The following is a 17,906-nucleotide window of genomic DNA, read 5'->3' as shown; positions in this document are numbered from 1 at the left end:
GTAGTATCCATTAGTTTCTTAAACAAAAACCAACTAATCATTAGATTAGTTGGTTTTTGTCTATTCTCGATTTTTCCAAGCTTGGTAACGGGTATCAATCAAGAGTTGGGTTAAGCGTCCCATGGTTTCTCTTTCTTCGGGAGTGAGGGATTGAGCTTGGACAAAGAGATGGTGAATGTGTTCAATGACCTTGAAGGAAGAAAGGTCGTTGATAGAAGAGATGCCTGCATCGAGAATGATTCCAAAAAAGAGGTCAAAGTAGAGCTGCAGTTCCGTATCAGGGACGGTTTCAACCCATTCCTTGAAGGTTGTATCGACTTGCTGGCTGTCACTATTGGTCTCGTCCAGTTGGACAAAGTGCTTGTCTTCAACCTGCCAACTAAAGGTGTCGTGCTGAGCAAGGCCACCTAAGGCGGTGCTTCGAACGACGATTTTTTTATCCGGAATTTCCAGCATCATCCCAATGATAGACCCTTGTGGGATAAATACTTTCGTTCTTTCCATCATGTTTTGATAGCCAGGTGTTTCGGTTAGTTCCTTGTGAAGTCCAGGTGCATCAAAAGTATAGACAGCGACAATGTTTTTCTGCAAGTTTGGATCAAGTTGACTAGCAGCATAGACAGCTAGATTGCCCCCTTTTGAGTGCCCTGCTAGGATAACCTTTTGCTTAGGATGTTGGGCAAAAAAGTTCTCTAAATACTGGAGGGCATGTTTTTGAGCTGGAATTTCCTTCATATAGGTCATATGGAAATCTTCTTTCCAACCGATGATACTGTCATCCGTCCCGCGAAAAACAAGCAAATAAGTATCGAGACTGATACGATAAGTCATAGCCGCAAACTGTTTTTGCAATTCAGGATCGATATCGTTGATAAAGTCTGAGAGCTTGCAATTTTTAAAGCGTTTGTGTTGAGCGAGCTGATCCAACAACTGGAGACGGTTTTTATTAGTCAACATCGTCATGTCTCTAGGGATTTGAGGTGCAAGATCTATAAGGCGCTTTGGTTCTTGGGTGACTACATCATCAAAAGCAAGGTAGGTTAATTCAGTCAAGGCAAGAACATCTAACTCGTTCACGGGGAGGTCATAAAAGGAATCGTATGCTACATCATTTAAGTAGTCAAAAATATTGGCCATAAAAGCTCCTTTCTCTATGTTTATCCTACCACATTTACCTAGAATTAGCTAGTAGGGTTTGATTGAAATACATAGAAGATAGATTGCTCCTATTTCAAACCTCTAAACGAGCTTACTTGTATGTTTTTGCTATCAATCCCATTTTCCTTTAAAAAATTCTTCATCTCATTTACATCATCAGGCTGACCTGTGATGAGATAGCTGGCTTGATTGCCGTATTCATCAATAGCACGTTTTAAAAATGTTTGACTTTGAGAAAATTCATCGCTCGTTTTATAAGTAAAATTTGATGTTTTTTGAGCCAGTTCCTTCATCTCATTATCGAAAATAGTAACTCCTTTGTCAAAATGGTTGAGAATAATTGGAGCTTTACCAGACCATTCTTTGATAAGGGGGCGTAGAGCAGAAATACCAACATCAGATGCAAAGCAAACTAGTGGCTGATTCGTATCTTTAATGGTTAAAGAGGAATCCAACCAACTCATCTCAATCTCACTGCCAGACGGTAAATGTGTCAAGGTTTCCTTAAAGTGGCTACCACTATTATGAGTTAAAATGAGGATTTCATCTTCATCAGGTGTGGAGGCAATAGTTAGCCATCGACTGGTCTGCTCACCCTTAGCTTCGTTTTTCCTAGAAGCGGACGACGTATCAGGGAGTGTAAACTTAGCATAAGCCCCCGCTTTCCAGGTTTGATGACTCGGCTTTGTGATATGAATTAAATATAGATCTCCGCTGGGGTTTTCGATGGATTTTATCGATAATGTCTGGCTTCGTCCAAGATAAGCGATGGCACCCCAAGTTATAATACATAGCGCTCCAAGTGTTGATAGAATGATAATAAGCATTTTTTTACCTCTTTTCATTTTTTATGACTCCTGTTCTTAATTTTATGAATGAACTGTAAAATAATTCATTCATATCTTTTCAAAAAATAAAGAAATCCATTCTTTATTTTAGAACTCCTTTTATGAAGTTGGTTGCAAGTATTTCAACGGTCTTGCCAATATCTGGAAAATCTTTTTCCGTGATATGCATATCCATATAGTAAAACAGATTATAAACCTGTAAAATATCTTGAATCTTTTCTGGCGAGTACCCTTCAGCCTGCATTCGATTTGTAAAAGTTTTAACTAGAAACTGATGAAAAGGATTTGCGACTTTGCCTTCTTCCGAGGAATAGTAGCTGTGCAACTCATCTGCGATGGCAGGATTGTACCATTCTGCAAGGATTTTATTGGAAGAAACGAGAGTTCTGGACTGAGCAAATAGTTGACCAATGAGGTCGATCATGTCAATTTCCCAATCCAGTTCTTCGATCATAGCTTGGCGAACACGGTTGTTTTCATCTATATAGATGTCTAGAAAAATGGCTTCTTTACTCTCGTAATAGTTATAAAAAGAACCAACTGCAACACCAGCTTGCCTAGCAATTTCTGAAATTCCTGTTGCCTTGTAACCTTTTTTCGAAAAAACTTCATAGGCTGCTGTTTTTAAAGATTGTTTTTTGTCCAATAGGATTTAACCTCCTTTATTTTATGAATGAATGAATGAATAAAATTATTTGTTCATTCATATTCTAACAAATCATGGCTAGCTTGTCAATAAGAAGGTTAGATCTATTAATTAAGTTAAAGAAACGCTAACAAAATGAGCACAAAAAGGAAAATATAGGATAAGGCTGGAACTATAATTAAAAATAAGGTATGATATCAGTGGGAATGTTCTCTATTTAGCATCTGTTTTCTGATCTGGATTTGGGAAATAGGTTGCTAAACAGTATGAGATACTGATCCGTAAATCTGATATGAAGGGTTTTGATACTTTGAGAAATAACAAAGGAGGAGCGCATGCACAAGATTTTACTAGTAGAAGATGACCAAGTTATTCGGCAACAAGTTGGGAAATTACTCTCTGAGTGGGGTTTTGAGGTCGTTTTGGTAGAAGATTTTATGGAAGTATTGAGCCTTTTTGTTCAGTCAGAACCTCATTTGGTCCTCATGGATATTGGTCTGCCTCTTTTTAATGGTTACCACTGGTGCCAGGAGATTCGTAAGATTTCTAAGGTGCCCATCATGTTTCTCTCTTCGAGAGACCAGGCGATGGATATTGTCATGGCGATCAATATGGGGGCAGATGACTTTGTGACCAAGCCTTTTGACCAGCAGGTGCTCCTTGCCAAGGTTCAGGGCTTGTTGCGCCGTTCCTATGAGTTTGGCCGTGATGAAAGTCTGCTGGAGTATGCGGGTGTGATCCTCAATACCAAGTCTATGGACCTGCACTATCAGGGGGAAGTTCTGAGTTTGACCAAGAATGAATTTCAAATTTTGCGAGTGCTGTTTGAACATGCTGGCAATATCGTGGCGCGTGATGACTTGATGCGGGAACTCTGGAATAGCGATTTTTTCATCGATGATAACACCTTGTCTGTCAACGTTGCTCGCTTGCGCAAAAAGTTGGAGGAGCAAGGTTTAGCAGGCTTTATCGAAACCAAGAAAGGGATAGGATACGGACTGAAACATGCTTGATTGGAAATCATTTTTTCTAGCCTATCTGCGTTCTCGCAGTCGCGTTTTTACCTATATTTTTTCATTAGGCTTTCTTGTCCTTCTCTTTCAGTTTTTATTTGCTAGTCTAGGAACTTATTTTCTTTATTTCTTTCTGCTCAGTAGTTTTTTGACCTTCTTATTTTTGGCTTGGGATATATTTGCAGAAGCTCAGGTTTATCGACAGGAAGTACTCTATGCTGAGAGAGACCCCAAGTCTCCTTTGGAATGTGCGCTAGCAGAAAAGCTCGAAGATCGTGAGTCTGAATTGTATCAAAAGAAGTCGGAAGCGCAGAGCAAGCTGACGGATTTGCTTGATTACTACACCTTATGGGTTCACCAGATCAAGACCCCCATTGCAGCGAGTCGCCTTTTAGTAGCAGAAGTCTCTGATCGTGAGGTCAAGCAGCAACTGGAACAGGAAATTTTCAAGATTGACTCCTATACCAACCTGGTGTTGCAGTATCTGCGTTTAGAGAGCTTCCATGATGACTTGGTATTTGAAAAGGTTCAAGTGGAGGATCTGGTGAAAGAAGTGGTTCGCAAGTATGCTCTTTTCTTTATCCAAAAAGGACTGACGCTCAATCTCCATGATCTCGACAAAACTATCGTGACCGATAAGAAGTGGCTGTTGGTCGTCATTGAACAAATCCTTTCAAACAGCCTCAAATACACCAAGGAAGGTGGGCTAGAGATTTCTATGGAAGGTCAGGAGCTCTGTATCAAGGATACGGGAATCGGGATAAAAAATAGCGATGTACTCCGAGTCTTTGAACGTGGCTTTTCAGGCTACAATGGGCGTTTGACCCAGCAGTCATCTGGACTTGGACTTTATCTATCTAAGAAAATTTCTGAAGAACTGGGTCACCAGATTCGCATCGATTCTGAGGTCGGAATAGGAACAACCGTTCGCATTAAATTTTCCAATAGGAATCTGATAATTGAGTGAGCATAGTTGATGATAACCTTATCCATCTGTGGAATTTTTGTTCTAGTCTATATCTCTATTTTCATGATAACGTCTAGAAGTTACCGTAAGATTGTCCAGATGTAAAAAATGTTACACTAGGAAACGACTAGAATATAGTCAAAAAATAAAAGAGACAAAAATGAAAGAAAGTTATTTTGACGGAGGAATCATAGATTATATTGGATACTCTATCTTAGTAGCCATCATTTGCGGTCTTACCTTGGGGATCGTAACACCTTGGGCAGTTTGCATGATGAAAAATTGAAAACCAAACACTCGGTAGTGGATGGGCAACGTCTATACTTTGACGGGACTGGAGCACAACTGTTCGGTAACTGGATCAAGGGGTTTCTTCTAACCATCATCACGTTTGGAATCTATGGCTTCTGGTTGCAAATCAAAATGGAGCAATGGATTGTCAAACACACCAATCATATTTAAAGATTAAAACGGCATCTTCTTTCAGAGGAGATATCGTTTTTTCTTCTTCGGATAAGGAAACAAAAATTTTTTCTTTTCTCTATCTTTTTAATTAATTGACTTTTTCAGAGAAAGACCGTCAAATTTTTGATATAATAGTTAGGATAGACTGATGGATATTCAAGGGATCATTTTCAAAAGAATGACAGATGAGAATTAAACATATGTAAGATTGGACAGAAGTCTCTCTACATCATCCATGCAGAAACAAGATTATATGAAATAAAAGGAGTAACCAATGACCGGAAACTATTCAACACGGGAATACCGTGAGAAATTATATGATGACCTTCATGTTCGATTAAGAGATACAGTAATTTTGATGTGTGCGATTTTTATTGCCTCTATAGGTCTAAATATGAATTCAACAGCTGTTATTATTGGAGCCATGCTGATTTCCCCTCTTATGACACCGATTGTTGGACTGGGATTCGGTTTAGCTATTTTTGATACGCATTTAATCAAGCAATCTCTAGAGGTTTTATTTACTCAAGTATTGGTCAGTTTGCTTGTCTCGACTCTGTATTTCTGGATTTCTCCCTTATCTTATGCTAGTAGCGAACTGATTGCACGAACCTCTCCAACCATTTGGGATGTTCTCATTGCTATTGCTGGTGGGATAGCAGGTGTCATTGGTTCAAGGAAAAAAGAAGCAAACAATATCGTGCCAGGAGTAGCCATTGCAACAGCTCTGATGCCACCTATCTGTACTGCAGGCTATGGTTTAGCTAATGGAAATGCACGATTTTTATTTGGGGCTCTCTATCTTTTTTTGATCAACTGTGTCTTTATCATGCTAGCCAACATTGTTGGAACAAGAATTTTGATGAGAAAATCTCCCTTAAGTTCATTTAAAGAGCTAAACGTTAAAATGAAAATTGGCTTGACATCCTTGATTGTATTATTGGTTCTTCCAGCCAGTTATTCAGCAGTCACTTTGTCGATAGATCAAGCGCGAAAAGAAGGAATCAAACAGTTTATAGCAAAAGAGTTCGCCAATCACACGGTCATTAATCAAGTCTACAAGTCAAGGAACAATGAATTGGTCTTGACGGTTGTTGGAGATCCGATTTCAGACGAAGAATTAGAAATGCTCCATCAAAAACAAGCCTCTTACGGTATTCAATCTGTTCAATTAAAAGTCAATCAAGTCCATAATTCGACAAAATTAGATAGTGAGATGACCAAGGAATTTTATGAAACTATTAACAAGTATATCGACCAAAAACTCTCTGAAAAGGATTCACAAAAAGATCTCGTAAAAGAAAATGAAGCAGACAAGGAAGCAGACAAGGATTGAGGATATTGACTTGTCTAATTCATGAGAGCAAATCTTGGGAAGAGATCTTATATTCAAAAGTTGGTGGATAGAAAGGATTGCAGAAGAGAATAGTATTTGAGGTGAGTTAATCAATCACTACTGATTCAGGTTAAACAAAATAGAAAAAGCAACAACTATTTCAGTTGTTGCTTTTTCTTACTGAAAAATGTTTCTCAGACTGTGATCGTTTTATTTCTTAACACGAGATTTGTTGGCGATATCAGCTAGAATAGCTTGAACAAAATCATTAACTGAGACAGTTTGTGTTTCTTTTTGTCCATAGCGACGAACGTTGACGGTTCCGTTTTCTACTTCCTTGTCACCAACGATGAGCTGATAAGGAATTTTGCTGGTTTGTGAGGCACGAATCTTGAATTGCATTTTTTCATTGCGCTCATCTACGTCTGCACGGACACCACGATCACGGAGTTTTTTAGCTACTTCCCATGCGTAGTCCACGTGTTTTTCGTTAGAAACGGGGATGAGGGTCACTTGGTGTGGGGCCAGCCATGTTGGGAAGGCACCCTTGTAGTTCTCAATCAAGATAGCTGTGAAGCGTTCCATAGTGGAGATAACCCCACGGTGGATCATAACTGGACGGTGCTCTTCACCGTCAGCTCCAATATATTTTAGGTCGAAGCGTTCTGGGAGCAAGAAGTCAAGCTGGATAGTCGAAAGGGTTTCTTCTTTTCCAAGGGCTGTCTTAACCTGAATATCCAATTTTGGTCCGTAGAAGGCTGCTTCGCCTTCGGCTTCAAAGTAGTCAACACCCATTTCATCAAGGGCTGCACGAAGCATGGTTTGGGCATTTTCCCACATCTCATCGTTATCAAAGTACTTGTGAGTATCTTGAGGGTCACGAAGAGAGAGGCGGAAGCGGTATTCAGTCAAGTTGAAGTCTTCATAAACATCGATAATCAACTGAAGGGCACGTTGGAATTCTTCTTGGATTTGTTCAGGAGTGACAAAGAGGTGACCGTCGTTGAGAGACATTTCACGAACACGTTGGAGACCAGTGAGGGCACCAGATTTTTCGTAACGGTGCATCATACCGATTTCAGCGATACGGATTGGCAATTCACGGTATGAGTGAACATGGTGTTTGAAGACTTGGATGTGGTGAGGGCAGTTCATTGGACGAAGGACAAATTCTTCGCCGTCACCCATATCCATGGTTGGGAACATGTCTTCTTGGTAATGATCCCAGTGCCCAGAAGTCTTGTAAAGCTCTACAGAAGCAAGTGGTGGAGTGTAAACGTGTTGGTAGCCAGAAGCTAACTCTTTGTCGACGATGTAGCGTTCCAATTCACGACGGATCGTCGCACCGTTTGGTAACCAGAATGGAAGTCCTTGACCAACTTCTTGTGAAATCATGAAGAGGTCAAGCTCTTTACCAAGTTTACGGTGGTCACGTTCTTTGGCCTCTTCACGCATTTGAAGGTAGTTTTTCAAGTCTTTCTTGTCAAACCAAGCTGTACCGTAGATCCGTTGCATCATCGCGTTGTCGCTATTTCCACGCCAGTAAGCACCTGCTACATGAAGAAGGTGGAAGATTTGGATACGGCCTGTTGATGGAACGTGAGGGCCACGGCAAAGGTCCACGTATTCGCCCTGACGGTAGATAGTTAAACCACCCTCGTCTTCTGAGTGTTCTTCAATCAATTCCAACTTGTAAGGGTCGTTTTTGAAGATTTCACGTGCTTCGTCTTTAGTGACTTCCTCACGAATAGATGGGAAGTTTTCTTTGACGATTTTTTTCATTTCTTCTTCGATACGAGGAAGGTCTTCGTTGGAGATTTGACCAGCAGTATTGTCGGTATCGTAGTAGAAACCATCTTCAATAGCTGGACCAACTCCCAAGTGAATGTCTGGGAAAAGGCGACGAGCTGCTTGGGCAAACAAGTGAGCCGCTGAGTGGCGCAAGATTGGAAGAGCATCTTCGTGATCAGGTGTCACAATTTCGATGGCACCATCTTCAGTGATAGCACGAGTCGTGTCGATGAGTTTGCCGTTGAATTTACCAGCCAAGGCTTTTTTAGCTAGGGAATTGCTGATAGATTGGGCAATTTCAAAAGTTGTAACGCCAGATTCGAATTCACGAACAGCGCCATCTGGGAAAGTAATCTTAATCATGGTTTTCTCCTTAAATATTTATTCTATTTTTGTTGGACAATTTTAAGAGCCGAGCAACTTCTTCTGCAGTCTGCTTCTCTGATTGACCACCATCTGTTACGAGACTAGGATAGCCTAATTTCACCGCTTCCTTACGAACCATTTGAGCAAAAAGAATGTCTCGTTGCATCCAGTTTTCAAAAGCTTGCTCGGGGTTGGTTGTACCCTCTAAGACATAAGAAACCCATTCTCTCTGTATATAATGCTTTTTTTGAAAATCAGCTGTCGGAGTCAAGCATAGATAGGAAGACGCTGGACATTCAAGCTCCTTTACCAAGTGAGGCAAAAGTCCTGCTCCCTCCACCAAGAGAGGTCTGTTTTGATTTTTTATCAAGTAAGATTTTACATATGGAAAAATCTCTTCATAAAAGCGCCATTCTTCATCTGCCATCTCTTCTGGATTTCTATCCTGCCTAAGAAGGCAAATTGGCTGTGAGTCTGCACTTGCTTGACTCATCATCTCTTCTACCAAATCATCCAGTTTGATATGAAGTAGTTGATACTGTCTAGCAAGAAGTGAGGCAATTGTTGACTTTCCACTGCAAGGCGATCCGCCAATCATATAAAGCATCATTCTTCCTCCTTCTGACAAAATAAAAACGACATCCTAAAAGGACGTCGCAACGTGGTTCCACCTTCATTTATGCACAACAAAAACTGTTGACACCTCTGATTGGCTTTAACGTAGCCACCGTTTTATGTTTTCATAAAAGTCAGTAGAGTAGTATCAGTTTAGGCTTTCTATGCGTTTCCAGCAACCACGCACTCTCTAGTAGAAAGGGACTAAGTGACTTGTCTCTATGCATTATTATAGCATGATTGCGAGAATTTTCAAGGTTTTTGTGTAAGTTTTTTATTTTTCTCTCGCTGGAAGACATGCTTGATTCCCACACCAGAAGCCATACCAAGTAGGGCGAAGATTTCATAGGCTACGAGATAAAGAAGAATGAACTCACCAAAGGTGATGATGGTAAAGCAATAGAGCAGTCCAATTCCCAGCAACCACCAAAGTGAGAAATGAAACCGGTAGCTATAAAGAAGGGATACGATGAAGGTTGCCAAAGGTGAAAAGAGGATGATGTTGTAAATATACAGTCCCTTCAGTGTATATGGGTCAGAGATGAGTAGAGAGAGGAGTTCATAGAGTAGCCAGTAAAAAAAGAAAATGACAAGGTAGTGTGGGATATACTTAAGATAATTCCGCATGGCAATAGTCCTCCAATCCTTGCTAAAAGAGTGCTACTGAAGAGTATCTTGCTATAAATGAAGGTTCTCTTTGTTTATATTATAGCAAGAAAGGAGTGATTTTCAAGTTTTCTAGGAGAGTAGAAACGAGTCTATTTTATGGCATTTCTGCTATAATACTAACTGAAGAAGTAAGAGGAAATGAGGAGAAAGAATGACTAAAATAGCAGTTCTTTCAGATATACATGGAAATACGACAGCCCTGGAAGCTGTTCTGGCTGATGCAAGAGTGGCAGAGGTAGACGAGTACTGGCTTTTGGGAGATATTCTCATGCCTGGAACAGGGCGTAGAAGGATATTGGATCTCTTAGCTAGCTTGCCCATCACTGCAAGAGTGCTGGGGAATTGGGAGAATAGTCTCTGGCTAGGCCTACATCGTAAGTTAGATCCTACAAAAGTGAGTCATCGTTATCTCCTGCGCCAAAGTCAGTACATCTTAGAAGAAATTAGCCCTAAAGAAATCGAAGAACTCCACGATCAACCTATGCAAGTTCATCGTCAGTTTGGTGATTTAACGGTAGGAATCACTCACCATCTTCCTGATAAAAACTGGGGAAGGGAGTTGATTCATACGGGAAAACAAGAAGATTTTGATAGATTGGTGACGGAGCCATATGCTTCTATCGCAGTGTATGGCCATATCCACCAACAGTTTCTTCGTTACGGTAGTGACGGACAGTTGATTCTTAATCCGGGTTCGATTGGGCAACCCTTCTTTTTAGATGCGAAGTTGCGTAAGGACCTGCGTGCCCAGTATATGATTTTAGAGTTTGATGATGCAGGTTTGTCTGATGTTGATTTTCGTCGAGTGGATTATGATGTAGAAGTCGAATTGCAGCTGGCTAAGGATTTAAAGCTCCCTTATTTTCAGGTTTACTATGAAAGCTTGGTAAATGGAATTCACCACACTCATAACCATGAATTGTTGGGACAGATTAGCGAGCAAGAAGGTTATGATCAGGATGTTGAACTCTGGATGGAAAGAGACAAGAAAGATTGGTTTTAAAAGGAGTTTTGACTAGAAATAGGATAGTCTAGTGACCGCTGTTTCGCGATAAGTCGAAATGGATATGAATTGACTACTTATAAAATTTATGCTAGAATATGGAAAAATATATAATTTGAACACCATACTAATTGATGTTCAAAATAAAAGGGAGATTATTTATGAAGCCAGAAGAATTACAGGCAATTGCGTCGGGACTAGGCCTACAGTTTGATGAGGAGTCTGGAAGCATTTATGGCGTGCAATCAGGCTACTTGCTATTGCTACATGAAGCAGATGTAAAAAATCAGTTTCGACTTAGTGTCAGTGTGAGCTTGAATGGCAATCCTGCGGATTCAGAAGAAAACGAGTTGGTGTGGGATGACTTTAAGAGCGAATCACTTCCAAACTTGTCAACCTTATCTATTAACCAGTACACTGTATCTATTGTTGTCAAGGGTGCGATGCGCAAATCAAAGACAGTTGAAAAGTTACAGACACTTATAAGAGACTTTGTAGATTTCCTTGAATCCCATCACTTCGTTCAAGTTTGTGGCTACAGTGGTCAAGAGGGGCCGATTAGTCTGTATCAACTAGGGGATTCAATCTTCCTGATTAACGAGGAAAGCTATCAATTGTTGAAGAGCAATCTTCAAATTGAGGTGGATTCTTATCACAGTCAGAAGGAAAATGTTCTTCTTGGAACTATCGGGGCTTTACTAGGGGCCTTGATTGGTGGGGCGGTTGCTCTTTTCATCGCACGTCTTGGTTATGTAGCTGTCGCAGCGGGGCTTGTTCTGGGGATTTGTACCATTAAAGGATATGAAATTCTTGGTAAAAAGTTATCTCGAAAGGGGATTGTGATTTCCTCTATTTGGATGGTGATTACTGTCTTTCTAGTGAATCAAATTGATTTGGCGATGGAAGTCGTTGCCAAACTAGGGGTTGAGTTTGCCTTTGCTTTCCGAGTGGTGAATCAATTAATCTTTAGCGGTGATTTTCCAGATAACTATTTTTATAATCTAGCTATGTTAGCTGTGTTTACCTTAGTTGGTGCTGGGGTGTCTATCAGCTCGGTTTGGTCAAGTCATAAAACAAAAGGGATTGTCCGTAAAATTGCATAAAAAAATAAGTCTTTGTATGTCCTCCGCTGTTCTGGGTACCAAGAGGGATACAGGACTTTTTGCATGGAGAAGGTAATCATTCGTTAATATTTGACAGGATAAGCAAAAAAGGTATAATGTTTATACGGGAAAAGATGAATAAAATATCAATGAAAGGAGAAGAAGATGCAAATTCCAAGCCGATTTACAATTGCGACTCATATGATGATTATTATTGCAATGCAGGATACAGACAGCAAGGTAACCAGTGATTTTCTTGCGGCTAGTGTCGGAGTCAATCCAGTCATTATCCGTAAGACTTTATCGCAACTCAAAAAAGCAGGGTTGATTTCAGTTGCTCGTGGTACGGGAGGAACTGAAATAATAAAAGACCTTCAAGAGATCAGCTTGTTGGATGTCTACCAAGCTGTGGAGTGTTTAGGAAAATCTGGTAAGCTCTTTAGTTTTCATGACAATCCAAATCCTAATTGCCCAATTGGAGCTAATATCCATGCGGTCTTGGACCAAAAGCTGTTCGATGTTCAAGCAGCTATGGAAAACCAACTGCGTCAGACAAGTTTGGCTCAGGTTGTAGCCGATGCTCAGAATAAACTGTCTAAGTAAGAGGACCAGGCTCCTCTTTTTCTATTGCTATAATTATGGTACAATGTAGTCATCAAAGGAGGAGACTATGTACTTTATCACAGGATTTTTTGTCCTACTTTTTCTCGTTTCGTTTTTAAGGGACAATCGCAGTCTCTGGAATCCAGCTATCTTGCTTTTATCTCTGCTCTTTTCTTATATGTCCATTGCCAATCTTTTTTACGAAGCTGGGCAGAAAGAAGTGCACATGGTTTTCTTTGCAGGGATTTTTCTTCTGCTGCCTCTTTTAGTTTTTCTAAGTGGTTTTTTCCTTATTTATAATGGATTTGTGTTATTGAAAAAAGAAGGAAAATCCAAGGCAAATTATTTGTCTCTAGGATTAGGCTGCGTGATTCTATTCTTTTTTGTAATCATGGCAATTCGAGTGAGCGATACCAAGGGCTTGTTCTACACCAATCATCTAGTGAATATTATCTTTTTCTTTTTAATTTATTCGTATTTGATTTTTGGTTTTGCCTTTGCAGGATTTCTGCTTTATTCTATCTTATATCTTTTTATTCCTAAGAAAAAATATTATGATTTTATTATCATTCACGGAGCAGGCTTGTTGAATGGAGAAAAAGTGACTCCCTTACTAAAGAGTCGCATTGATAAGGCAGTAGAAGCCTATCGCCAGTCTCTTAATCCCAATGTTAAAATCATCGCTAGTGGTGGTCAAGGTGGAGATGAAAAGATATCCGAAGCTCAGGCAATTTGTAATTATTTGTTGGAAGAAACGGATGTTCCGAGAGAAGCGATTCTCCTAGAGGAAGACTCAACGACGACCTATGAGAATCTTCTCTTCTCAAAAGAATTGGGAGAGAGGCTGGTGACCAGTCCACGTTTTCTCTTTGTGACCAATGATTACCATGTTTTTCGTACCAGTACCTATGCTCGCCGTATTGGGATGAAGGGAGATGGCCTTGGTTGCCGTACAGCCGCCTACTATATCCCATCGGCCTTTATCAGAGAATATATTGCTCTATGTGTGAAGATGAGATGGTTTTTTATCGCATTCTATATTTTATTAATTTTAGCTCTGATTTTCTCCTATAGAGGTGTTCTATGGTAATATGTAAAATTCATATTGTAATTCTTGTTAGAATCTCTAAAAAATCTTGTAGTAACCCTAAGGGAAAAATTGTCACTAGTAATGAAAGAGCAGGGTAAGTGATTGTGAGTGCGGTTTTTGGAACGGCTTCATGATTGCTCGTCAATCAATTGAACAATTTCTAATCTAGTTGCAGATTTTCAGAGAGAGTCAAAAATAGGCAACTGAATATGAGTAGACTAGAATTTTACAGTAAACGACAAATAAAAATGTGAACAGCAACAGAGGTTCACATTTCATTTTTTACTTATGGCAAAATGGCCTTTAGTTGGTTCAGGATGGTTTGTAAGGTTACAACCGCTTGTTCTCCTTGTTGCGGTTGATAGAGTAGTTGGAAATACTTGCGAATAGTTTCTTCAAATTGCTTAGGGAGGAGAGTACAATGGGCCTTTGCATACTCCAGCATCCGTTTTTCACCAGGATGGGTTTGCTCATTGAACGCAAATAACAAGTCAAAGTAGGAAGCAAAAAATTCACTTGTACGATGATTCATACTGAGAAAATCTTGGCGTTTGATAGCTTTTTCTATTTGGTGAGAGAAGGCAGGCATAGCTTGTTCTAGCAAAAGGAGTTGCCTTTCAATGATATGCTTTTTGAGTTCCTGTGGATAGGGAATCTGGTAAGTTCTTTGGAGCGAAGCATAGTGTCCATTCGGATCGTATAGAATCTTGCTGTGGAGTAGATTATGCCACATGCAAGTTGTATAAGCATTTTGAGCTTTGTGTTGAAAAACGGTTAAGTTCAATTCTTGTTCAAACGACTCCAGCGAACGATAAATCAACTCGATTTGGATACCGTTGTTTAGTACACAGTCGTCCTCTAATTCCCAAAACTGGTTTCCAATTTCCATATAGGAGCAATAGTTGCTAAGAATGATTTGACGAGTCTTCTCGTCAATAGGTGAGTTAAGATAGACATAGACATCATAGTCAGAATTTTGATCGTAGTCTTGTCCTGCACGTGAACCACCAAGAGCGATAGCTTCTACTTGTTCCAGTTGAGAGAATTCTTTGTAAAGTTCTTGAATCATTGTTTTTCTCCTTGCTTTATGGTTTTAAAGTCATTTTACCAAAAAGTAAAACGTTTGCATAGCATTGAGTTGCTCTTTTTCATTTATAGCAAAAAATGTGAACCCTTGTTTTGAGTTCACATTTCGTTTTTATTCTGCGGCTTGTTGCCAACGTTTTGCTAGCTTATGAGACAGACTAGAAATGGCAAAGTTAAAGATAAAGTAAATCAAGGCAATCAGGATATAAAGACTGAAGACCTGCTCTGGTTCGAAATAGCGTCCCATAAGAATTTGGCTGGCGCCAAAGAGTTCTTGTAGGGCGATAACAGAGTAGAGAAGACTGGTATCCTTAATCACAGTTACAAACTGAGAAATGATGGCTGGCAGCATTTTACGGATCGCTTGTGGGAGAATGATGTAGTAGAGGATTTGCGCAGAGGTAAAACCTTGCGACATTCCTGCTTCATACTGGCCCTTGTCCACGGCATTGAGACCGCCTCGGATAATCTCAGCTAAGGCTACTGAGGTAAAAAGGGTAAAGGCTGTAATACCAGCTGGTGTGGACTTCATCTTAAACACCAAAAAGATGGTGAAAATCCAGAGGAGGTTGGGAACGTTACGTACAAACTCGATATAAATGCTGGAGATGATCCGTAAGACAGGATTTTTCCCATTTCTCATGACGGCTAGTACTGTTCCGATAAGGGTCGAGAGGACGATAGCAATCAGAGAAATGTAGAGAGTTAAGCCAAATCCTTTAAAGATAAAGACTAGGTTATCTGGGGTCAAAACTTCTAAAATAGATTCCATAGTAACCTCCTAAAGTGAATAGGCTTTTTTATTGGCTTGCTCCATCTTGCGACCAAATTGGGCAACAGGGAAGCATAGGGCAAAGTAGAGAAGAGCAGCACCTAAAAAGGCTGGGATATAGTTTCCGTTGAGAGCCGACCAAGACTTAGTTACAAACATCAAGTCTACTCCAGAGATGATAGCCACGGTAGAGGTGTTCTTGATGAGGTTAACGATTTGGTTGGTCAATGGAGGGAGAATGATACGGAAGGCCTGAGGCAAGATAATCAAGCACATGGCACTGATATAGGAAAAACCTTGCGACAGGGCGGCCTCCATCTGACCACTTGGTATAGACTGAATCCCTGAACGGATAACCTCAGCGATATAAGCTCCGTGATAGAGTCCGACGCAGAGAACAGCTGTCCAATAAATCGGAATCATGATGGTGTGTTCACTGATAAGAGGCAAACCATAAAAAACAATAACAAACTGTACCAAGAGGGGGGTATTTTGGTAAAATTCGACAAAGATACGAGCTAGGATTCGCAAAATTGGACGTTTACTGGTCGATATAGCTCCAAAGAAGATGCCCAAAACCATGGCGAGGATAAAGGAACCAATCGCTAAGGTAAGGGTGAAGAGGAAACCATTGAAAAATTGTCCAAAATCCTGAAAATAGGCTGTCCAAGATGATAAATCTGTCATGGGGTGTCCTCCTTAATCTGCGGTATGGCTAGATGGTTTGAGCTTGTAACGGTCATAGAGTTTCTGCAAACTACCATCCTTGGTCCATTTAGTGACCAAGCTATCAAGATAGTCGTTTAGCTCGGTATTTGATTTCTTGGTGACGATACCGTAGTCAGATGGCTTGAAACTATCTTCTAGTAGTTCTGTCCGCTTACTAATGTAGCCAGATAGGATAGAACGGTCTACAGAAAAGGCATCAATACGGTGAGCGTGAAGGGAAGTAATCAATTCTGGGTAGGAACCAAGTTCGACGAATTTAAAGGTTAGACCTTTCTTTTTGCCCAGTTCAGTAATCAAGCGTTGAGTGATGGAGCCTTGGGCAACCCCGATGGTTTTGCCATTTAGGTCTTCAATGCTTTTGATATTGGCAGATTTATTGACCAAAAAACCAGAAGCGTCCGTATAGTAGGGACTGGTGAAGTTGTAGAGTTTTTTACGTTCATCTGTGATAGTGAAGGTAGCGATATCCATGTCGACTTGTTCATTGTCTAGGAGTGGTCCGCGAGTTTGAGCGGTAACTGGAACGTAGCGAACCTTGACCTTGAGTTCGTCTGCAATCATCTTGGCTAAGTCCGTTTCGATACCAGAATAAGTACCTGTCTTGGGATCTTTGTAACCAAAATTGGGAACGTCTTGTTTGACACCGACAACCAGTTCGCCTCTTTTTTGAATGTCTGCGACACTGGTATCAGCCTGAACTGGTTTAGCAGCAGCAAGACCGAAAAGGCTAATCAATAATGCTGATAAAAAGAATTTCTTTTTCATAGGCGCCTCCTTATTTGACTTTGTCACTTTCATGATTGATAATTTTGCTGAGGAATTGTTGGGCACGAGGTTCGCTTGGGTTGTCAAAAAAGTCATCGACATCTGTCGTATCCACCAAAACTTCTCCGTCGGCCATAAAGATGATGCGGTCCGCAACCTCTCGAGCAAAGCCCATTTCGTGGGTAACGATGATCATATTCATCCCGTCATGCGCCAGTTTTTGCATAACTGCTAGAACATCTCCGATGGTTTCAGGGTCAAGAGCAGATGTGGGTTCATCAAAGAGGAGGAGTTCGGGATGCATAGCGAGTCCGCGTGCGATGGCAATTCGTTGTTTTTGTCCACCAGATAGCATGGCCGGATAAGAATCTTTCTTATCCCACATATTTACAAATTCCAGGTATTTTTGGGCTGTTTTTTCAGCTTCTTTTTTATCAATTCCTAGAACTTTTACGGGCGCAATTGTTACATTTTCTAACACCGTTTTGTGTGGATAAAGGTTAAAATGCTGGAAAACCATGCCGACTTCCTTACGAAGAGGAACTAAATCTTTCTGACTAGCACCTGCTACTTGGTGTCCATTGACTAGGAGACTTCCTTTGTTAACAGCCTCCAAACCATTTATCGTACGGATAAGAGTAGACTTACCAGAGCCAGAAGGTCCAAGCAGGACAACAACTTGTCCTTTTTCAAAACGGAGATTGATGTCGCGGAGTGCGTGATAGTCTCCGTAATATTTTTCGACGTTTTTAAATTCTACTAAAGCCATGAGAGATCTCCTTTGTGTTAGGTTTTATAACATGATTTTACAACAAAAGATTTGTCTTGTCAAATTGAATCAGAAAAAAATTAGTAAAATTGTAGTAAAAAGTAGTCAGGAT

18 protein-coding genes and 2 pseudogenes are annotated in these 17,906 nt (G+C 40.3%); 9 read left to right on the top strand and 11 right to left on the bottom strand.

Annotated elements, in window-relative coordinates:
* Positions 1-60 precede the first annotated feature (60 nt).
* The 3 genes from SORDD25_RS04740 to SORDD25_RS04730 form a co-directional block, all read right to left on the bottom strand.
* Positions 61-1,137: a DUF2974 domain-containing protein gene (locus tag SORDD25_RS04740; protein WP_061408457.1), complete on the bottom strand. Its 1,077-nt coding sequence runs from the start codon at positions 1,135-1,137 to the stop codon at positions 61-63.
* A gap of 89 nt (positions 1,138-1,226) precedes the next feature.
* The gene (locus SORDD25_RS04735) at positions 1,227-2,003 is read right to left on the bottom strand and encodes a ferredoxin reductase domain-containing protein (protein WP_061852815.1); all 777 of its coding nucleotides are present in this window, start codon (positions 2,001-2,003) and stop codon (positions 1,227-1,229) included.
* Positions 2,004-2,088: 85 nt separating this feature from the next.
* Positions 2,089-2,658: a TetR/AcrR family transcriptional regulator gene (locus tag SORDD25_RS04730; protein WP_033605317.1), complete on the bottom strand. Its 570-nt coding sequence runs from the start codon at positions 2,656-2,658 to the stop codon at positions 2,089-2,091.
* A 329-nt stretch (positions 2,659-2,987) separates the two neighbouring features.
* On the opposite strand from SORDD25_RS04730, the gene SORDD25_RS04725 reads away from it, so the two are divergent.
* The 5 genes and pseudogenes from SORDD25_RS04725 (at position 2,988) to SORDD25_RS04715 (ending at position 6,433) form a co-directional block, all read left to right on the top strand.
* Positions 2,988-3,665 carry a response regulator transcription factor gene (locus SORDD25_RS04725; protein WP_000548981.1) on the top strand — a complete coding sequence of 226 codons (678 nt, stop codon included), beginning with the start codon at positions 2,988-2,990 and terminating at the stop codon, positions 3,663-3,665.
* On the top strand, positions 3,658-4,632 hold the full coding sequence (locus tag SORDD25_RS04720; RefSeq protein WP_061852814.1) for a sensor histidine kinase: 975 nt from the start codon (positions 3,658-3,660) through the stop codon (positions 4,630-4,632). Before SORDD25_RS04725 ends, SORDD25_RS04720 begins: the two co-directional genes overlap by 8 nt.
* Before the next feature lie 6 nt (positions 4,633-4,638).
* A pseudogene (locus SORDD25_RS09535) lies at positions 4,639-4,737 on the top strand (peptide ABC transporter); the annotation flags it as partial.
* A gap of 55 nt (positions 4,738-4,792) precedes the next feature.
* Positions 4,793-5,094: pseudogene (locus tag SORDD25_RS09105) on the top strand (DUF898 family protein).
* Positions 5,095-5,371: 277 nt separating this feature from the next.
* Complete coding sequence (locus tag SORDD25_RS04715) at positions 5,372-6,433, top strand: DUF389 domain-containing protein (protein WP_061852813.1); 1,062 nt, start codon at positions 5,372-5,374, stop codon at positions 6,431-6,433.
* 210 nt (positions 6,434-6,643) lie between these two features.
* On the opposite strand, the gene thrS is transcribed toward SORDD25_RS04715, so the two are convergent.
* The 3 genes from thrS to SORDD25_RS04700 all read right to left on the bottom strand — a co-directional run bounded on the left by thrS (position 6,644) and on the right by SORDD25_RS04700 (position 9,832).
* On the bottom strand, positions 6,644-8,587 hold the full coding sequence (gene thrS, locus SORDD25_RS04710; protein WP_061852812.1) for a threonine--tRNA ligase: 1,944 nt from the start codon (positions 8,585-8,587) through the stop codon (positions 6,644-6,646).
* Between the two features lie 10 nt (positions 8,588-8,597).
* Positions 8,598-9,200 carry an adenylate kinase family protein gene (locus SORDD25_RS04705; protein ID WP_241497226.1) on the bottom strand — a complete coding sequence of 201 codons (603 nt, stop codon included), beginning with the start codon at positions 9,198-9,200 and terminating at the stop codon, positions 8,598-8,600.
* A 257-nt stretch (positions 9,201-9,457) separates the two neighbouring features.
* Positions 9,458-9,832 carry a hypothetical protein gene (locus SORDD25_RS04700; protein WP_061852810.1) on the bottom strand — a complete coding sequence of 125 codons (375 nt, stop codon included), beginning with the start codon at positions 9,830-9,832 and terminating at the stop codon, positions 9,458-9,460.
* 193 nt (positions 9,833-10,025) lie between these two features.
* Between SORDD25_RS04700 and SORDD25_RS04695 the strand changes: the two genes are divergently transcribed.
* The 4 genes from SORDD25_RS04695 (at position 10,026) to SORDD25_RS04680 (ending at position 13,673) form a co-directional block, all read left to right on the top strand.
* Entirely contained in the window at positions 10,026-10,877 is an 852-nt protein-coding gene (locus SORDD25_RS04695) for a metallophosphoesterase family protein (protein WP_061852809.1), read from the top strand.
* Between the two features lie 161 nt (positions 10,878-11,038).
* Positions 11,039-11,980, top strand: a complete 942-nt coding sequence (locus tag SORDD25_RS04690; protein ID WP_061852808.1) for a hypothetical protein — start codon at positions 11,039-11,041, stop codon at positions 11,978-11,980.
* A 165-nt stretch (positions 11,981-12,145) separates the two neighbouring features.
* Positions 12,146-12,583, top strand: coding sequence for an Rrf2 family transcriptional regulator (locus SORDD25_RS04685; RefSeq protein ID WP_061852807.1), 438 nt, complete (start codon positions 12,146-12,148; stop codon positions 12,581-12,583).
* 67 nt (positions 12,584-12,650) lie between these two features.
* Positions 12,651-13,673, top strand: coding sequence for a YdcF family protein (locus SORDD25_RS04680; protein WP_061852806.1), 1,023 nt, complete (start codon positions 12,651-12,653; stop codon positions 13,671-13,673).
* A gap of 286 nt (positions 13,674-13,959) precedes the next feature.
* On the opposite strand, the gene SORDD25_RS04675 is transcribed toward SORDD25_RS04680, so the two are convergent.
* The 5 genes from SORDD25_RS04675 to SORDD25_RS04655 form a co-directional block, all read right to left on the bottom strand.
* Complete coding sequence (locus SORDD25_RS04675; protein WP_061852805.1) at positions 13,960-14,742, bottom strand: DUF4037 domain-containing protein; 783 nt, start codon at positions 14,740-14,742, stop codon at positions 13,960-13,962.
* A 129-nt stretch (positions 14,743-14,871) separates the two neighbouring features.
* Positions 14,872-15,531: an amino acid ABC transporter permease gene (locus tag SORDD25_RS04670; RefSeq protein WP_061852804.1), complete on the bottom strand. Its 660-nt coding sequence runs from the start codon at positions 15,529-15,531 to the stop codon at positions 14,872-14,874.
* 9 nt (positions 15,532-15,540) lie between these two features.
* On the bottom strand, positions 15,541-16,218 hold the full coding sequence (locus tag SORDD25_RS04665; protein ID WP_061852803.1) for an amino acid ABC transporter permease: 678 nt from the start codon (positions 16,216-16,218) through the stop codon (positions 15,541-15,543).
* 12 nt (positions 16,219-16,230) lie between these two features.
* Positions 16,231-17,025: a transporter substrate-binding domain-containing protein gene (locus SORDD25_RS04660; protein ID WP_081103651.1), complete on the bottom strand. Its 795-nt coding sequence runs from the start codon at positions 17,023-17,025 to the stop codon at positions 16,231-16,233.
* 10 nt (positions 17,026-17,035) lie between these two features.
* Positions 17,036-17,794, bottom strand: coding sequence for an amino acid ABC transporter ATP-binding protein (locus SORDD25_RS04655; protein WP_061852802.1), 759 nt, complete (start codon positions 17,792-17,794; stop codon positions 17,036-17,038).
* Between the last annotated feature and the right edge of the window lie 112 nt (positions 17,795-17,906).

The organism is Streptococcus oralis (assembly GCF_001579525.1).
GTDB lineage: Bacteria > Bacillota > Bacilli > Lactobacillales > Streptococcaceae > Streptococcus > Streptococcus oralis_M.
The sequence above is the reverse complement of the archived record's forward strand: the minus strand, read 5'-3'. Positions and strand labels throughout refer to the sequence as shown.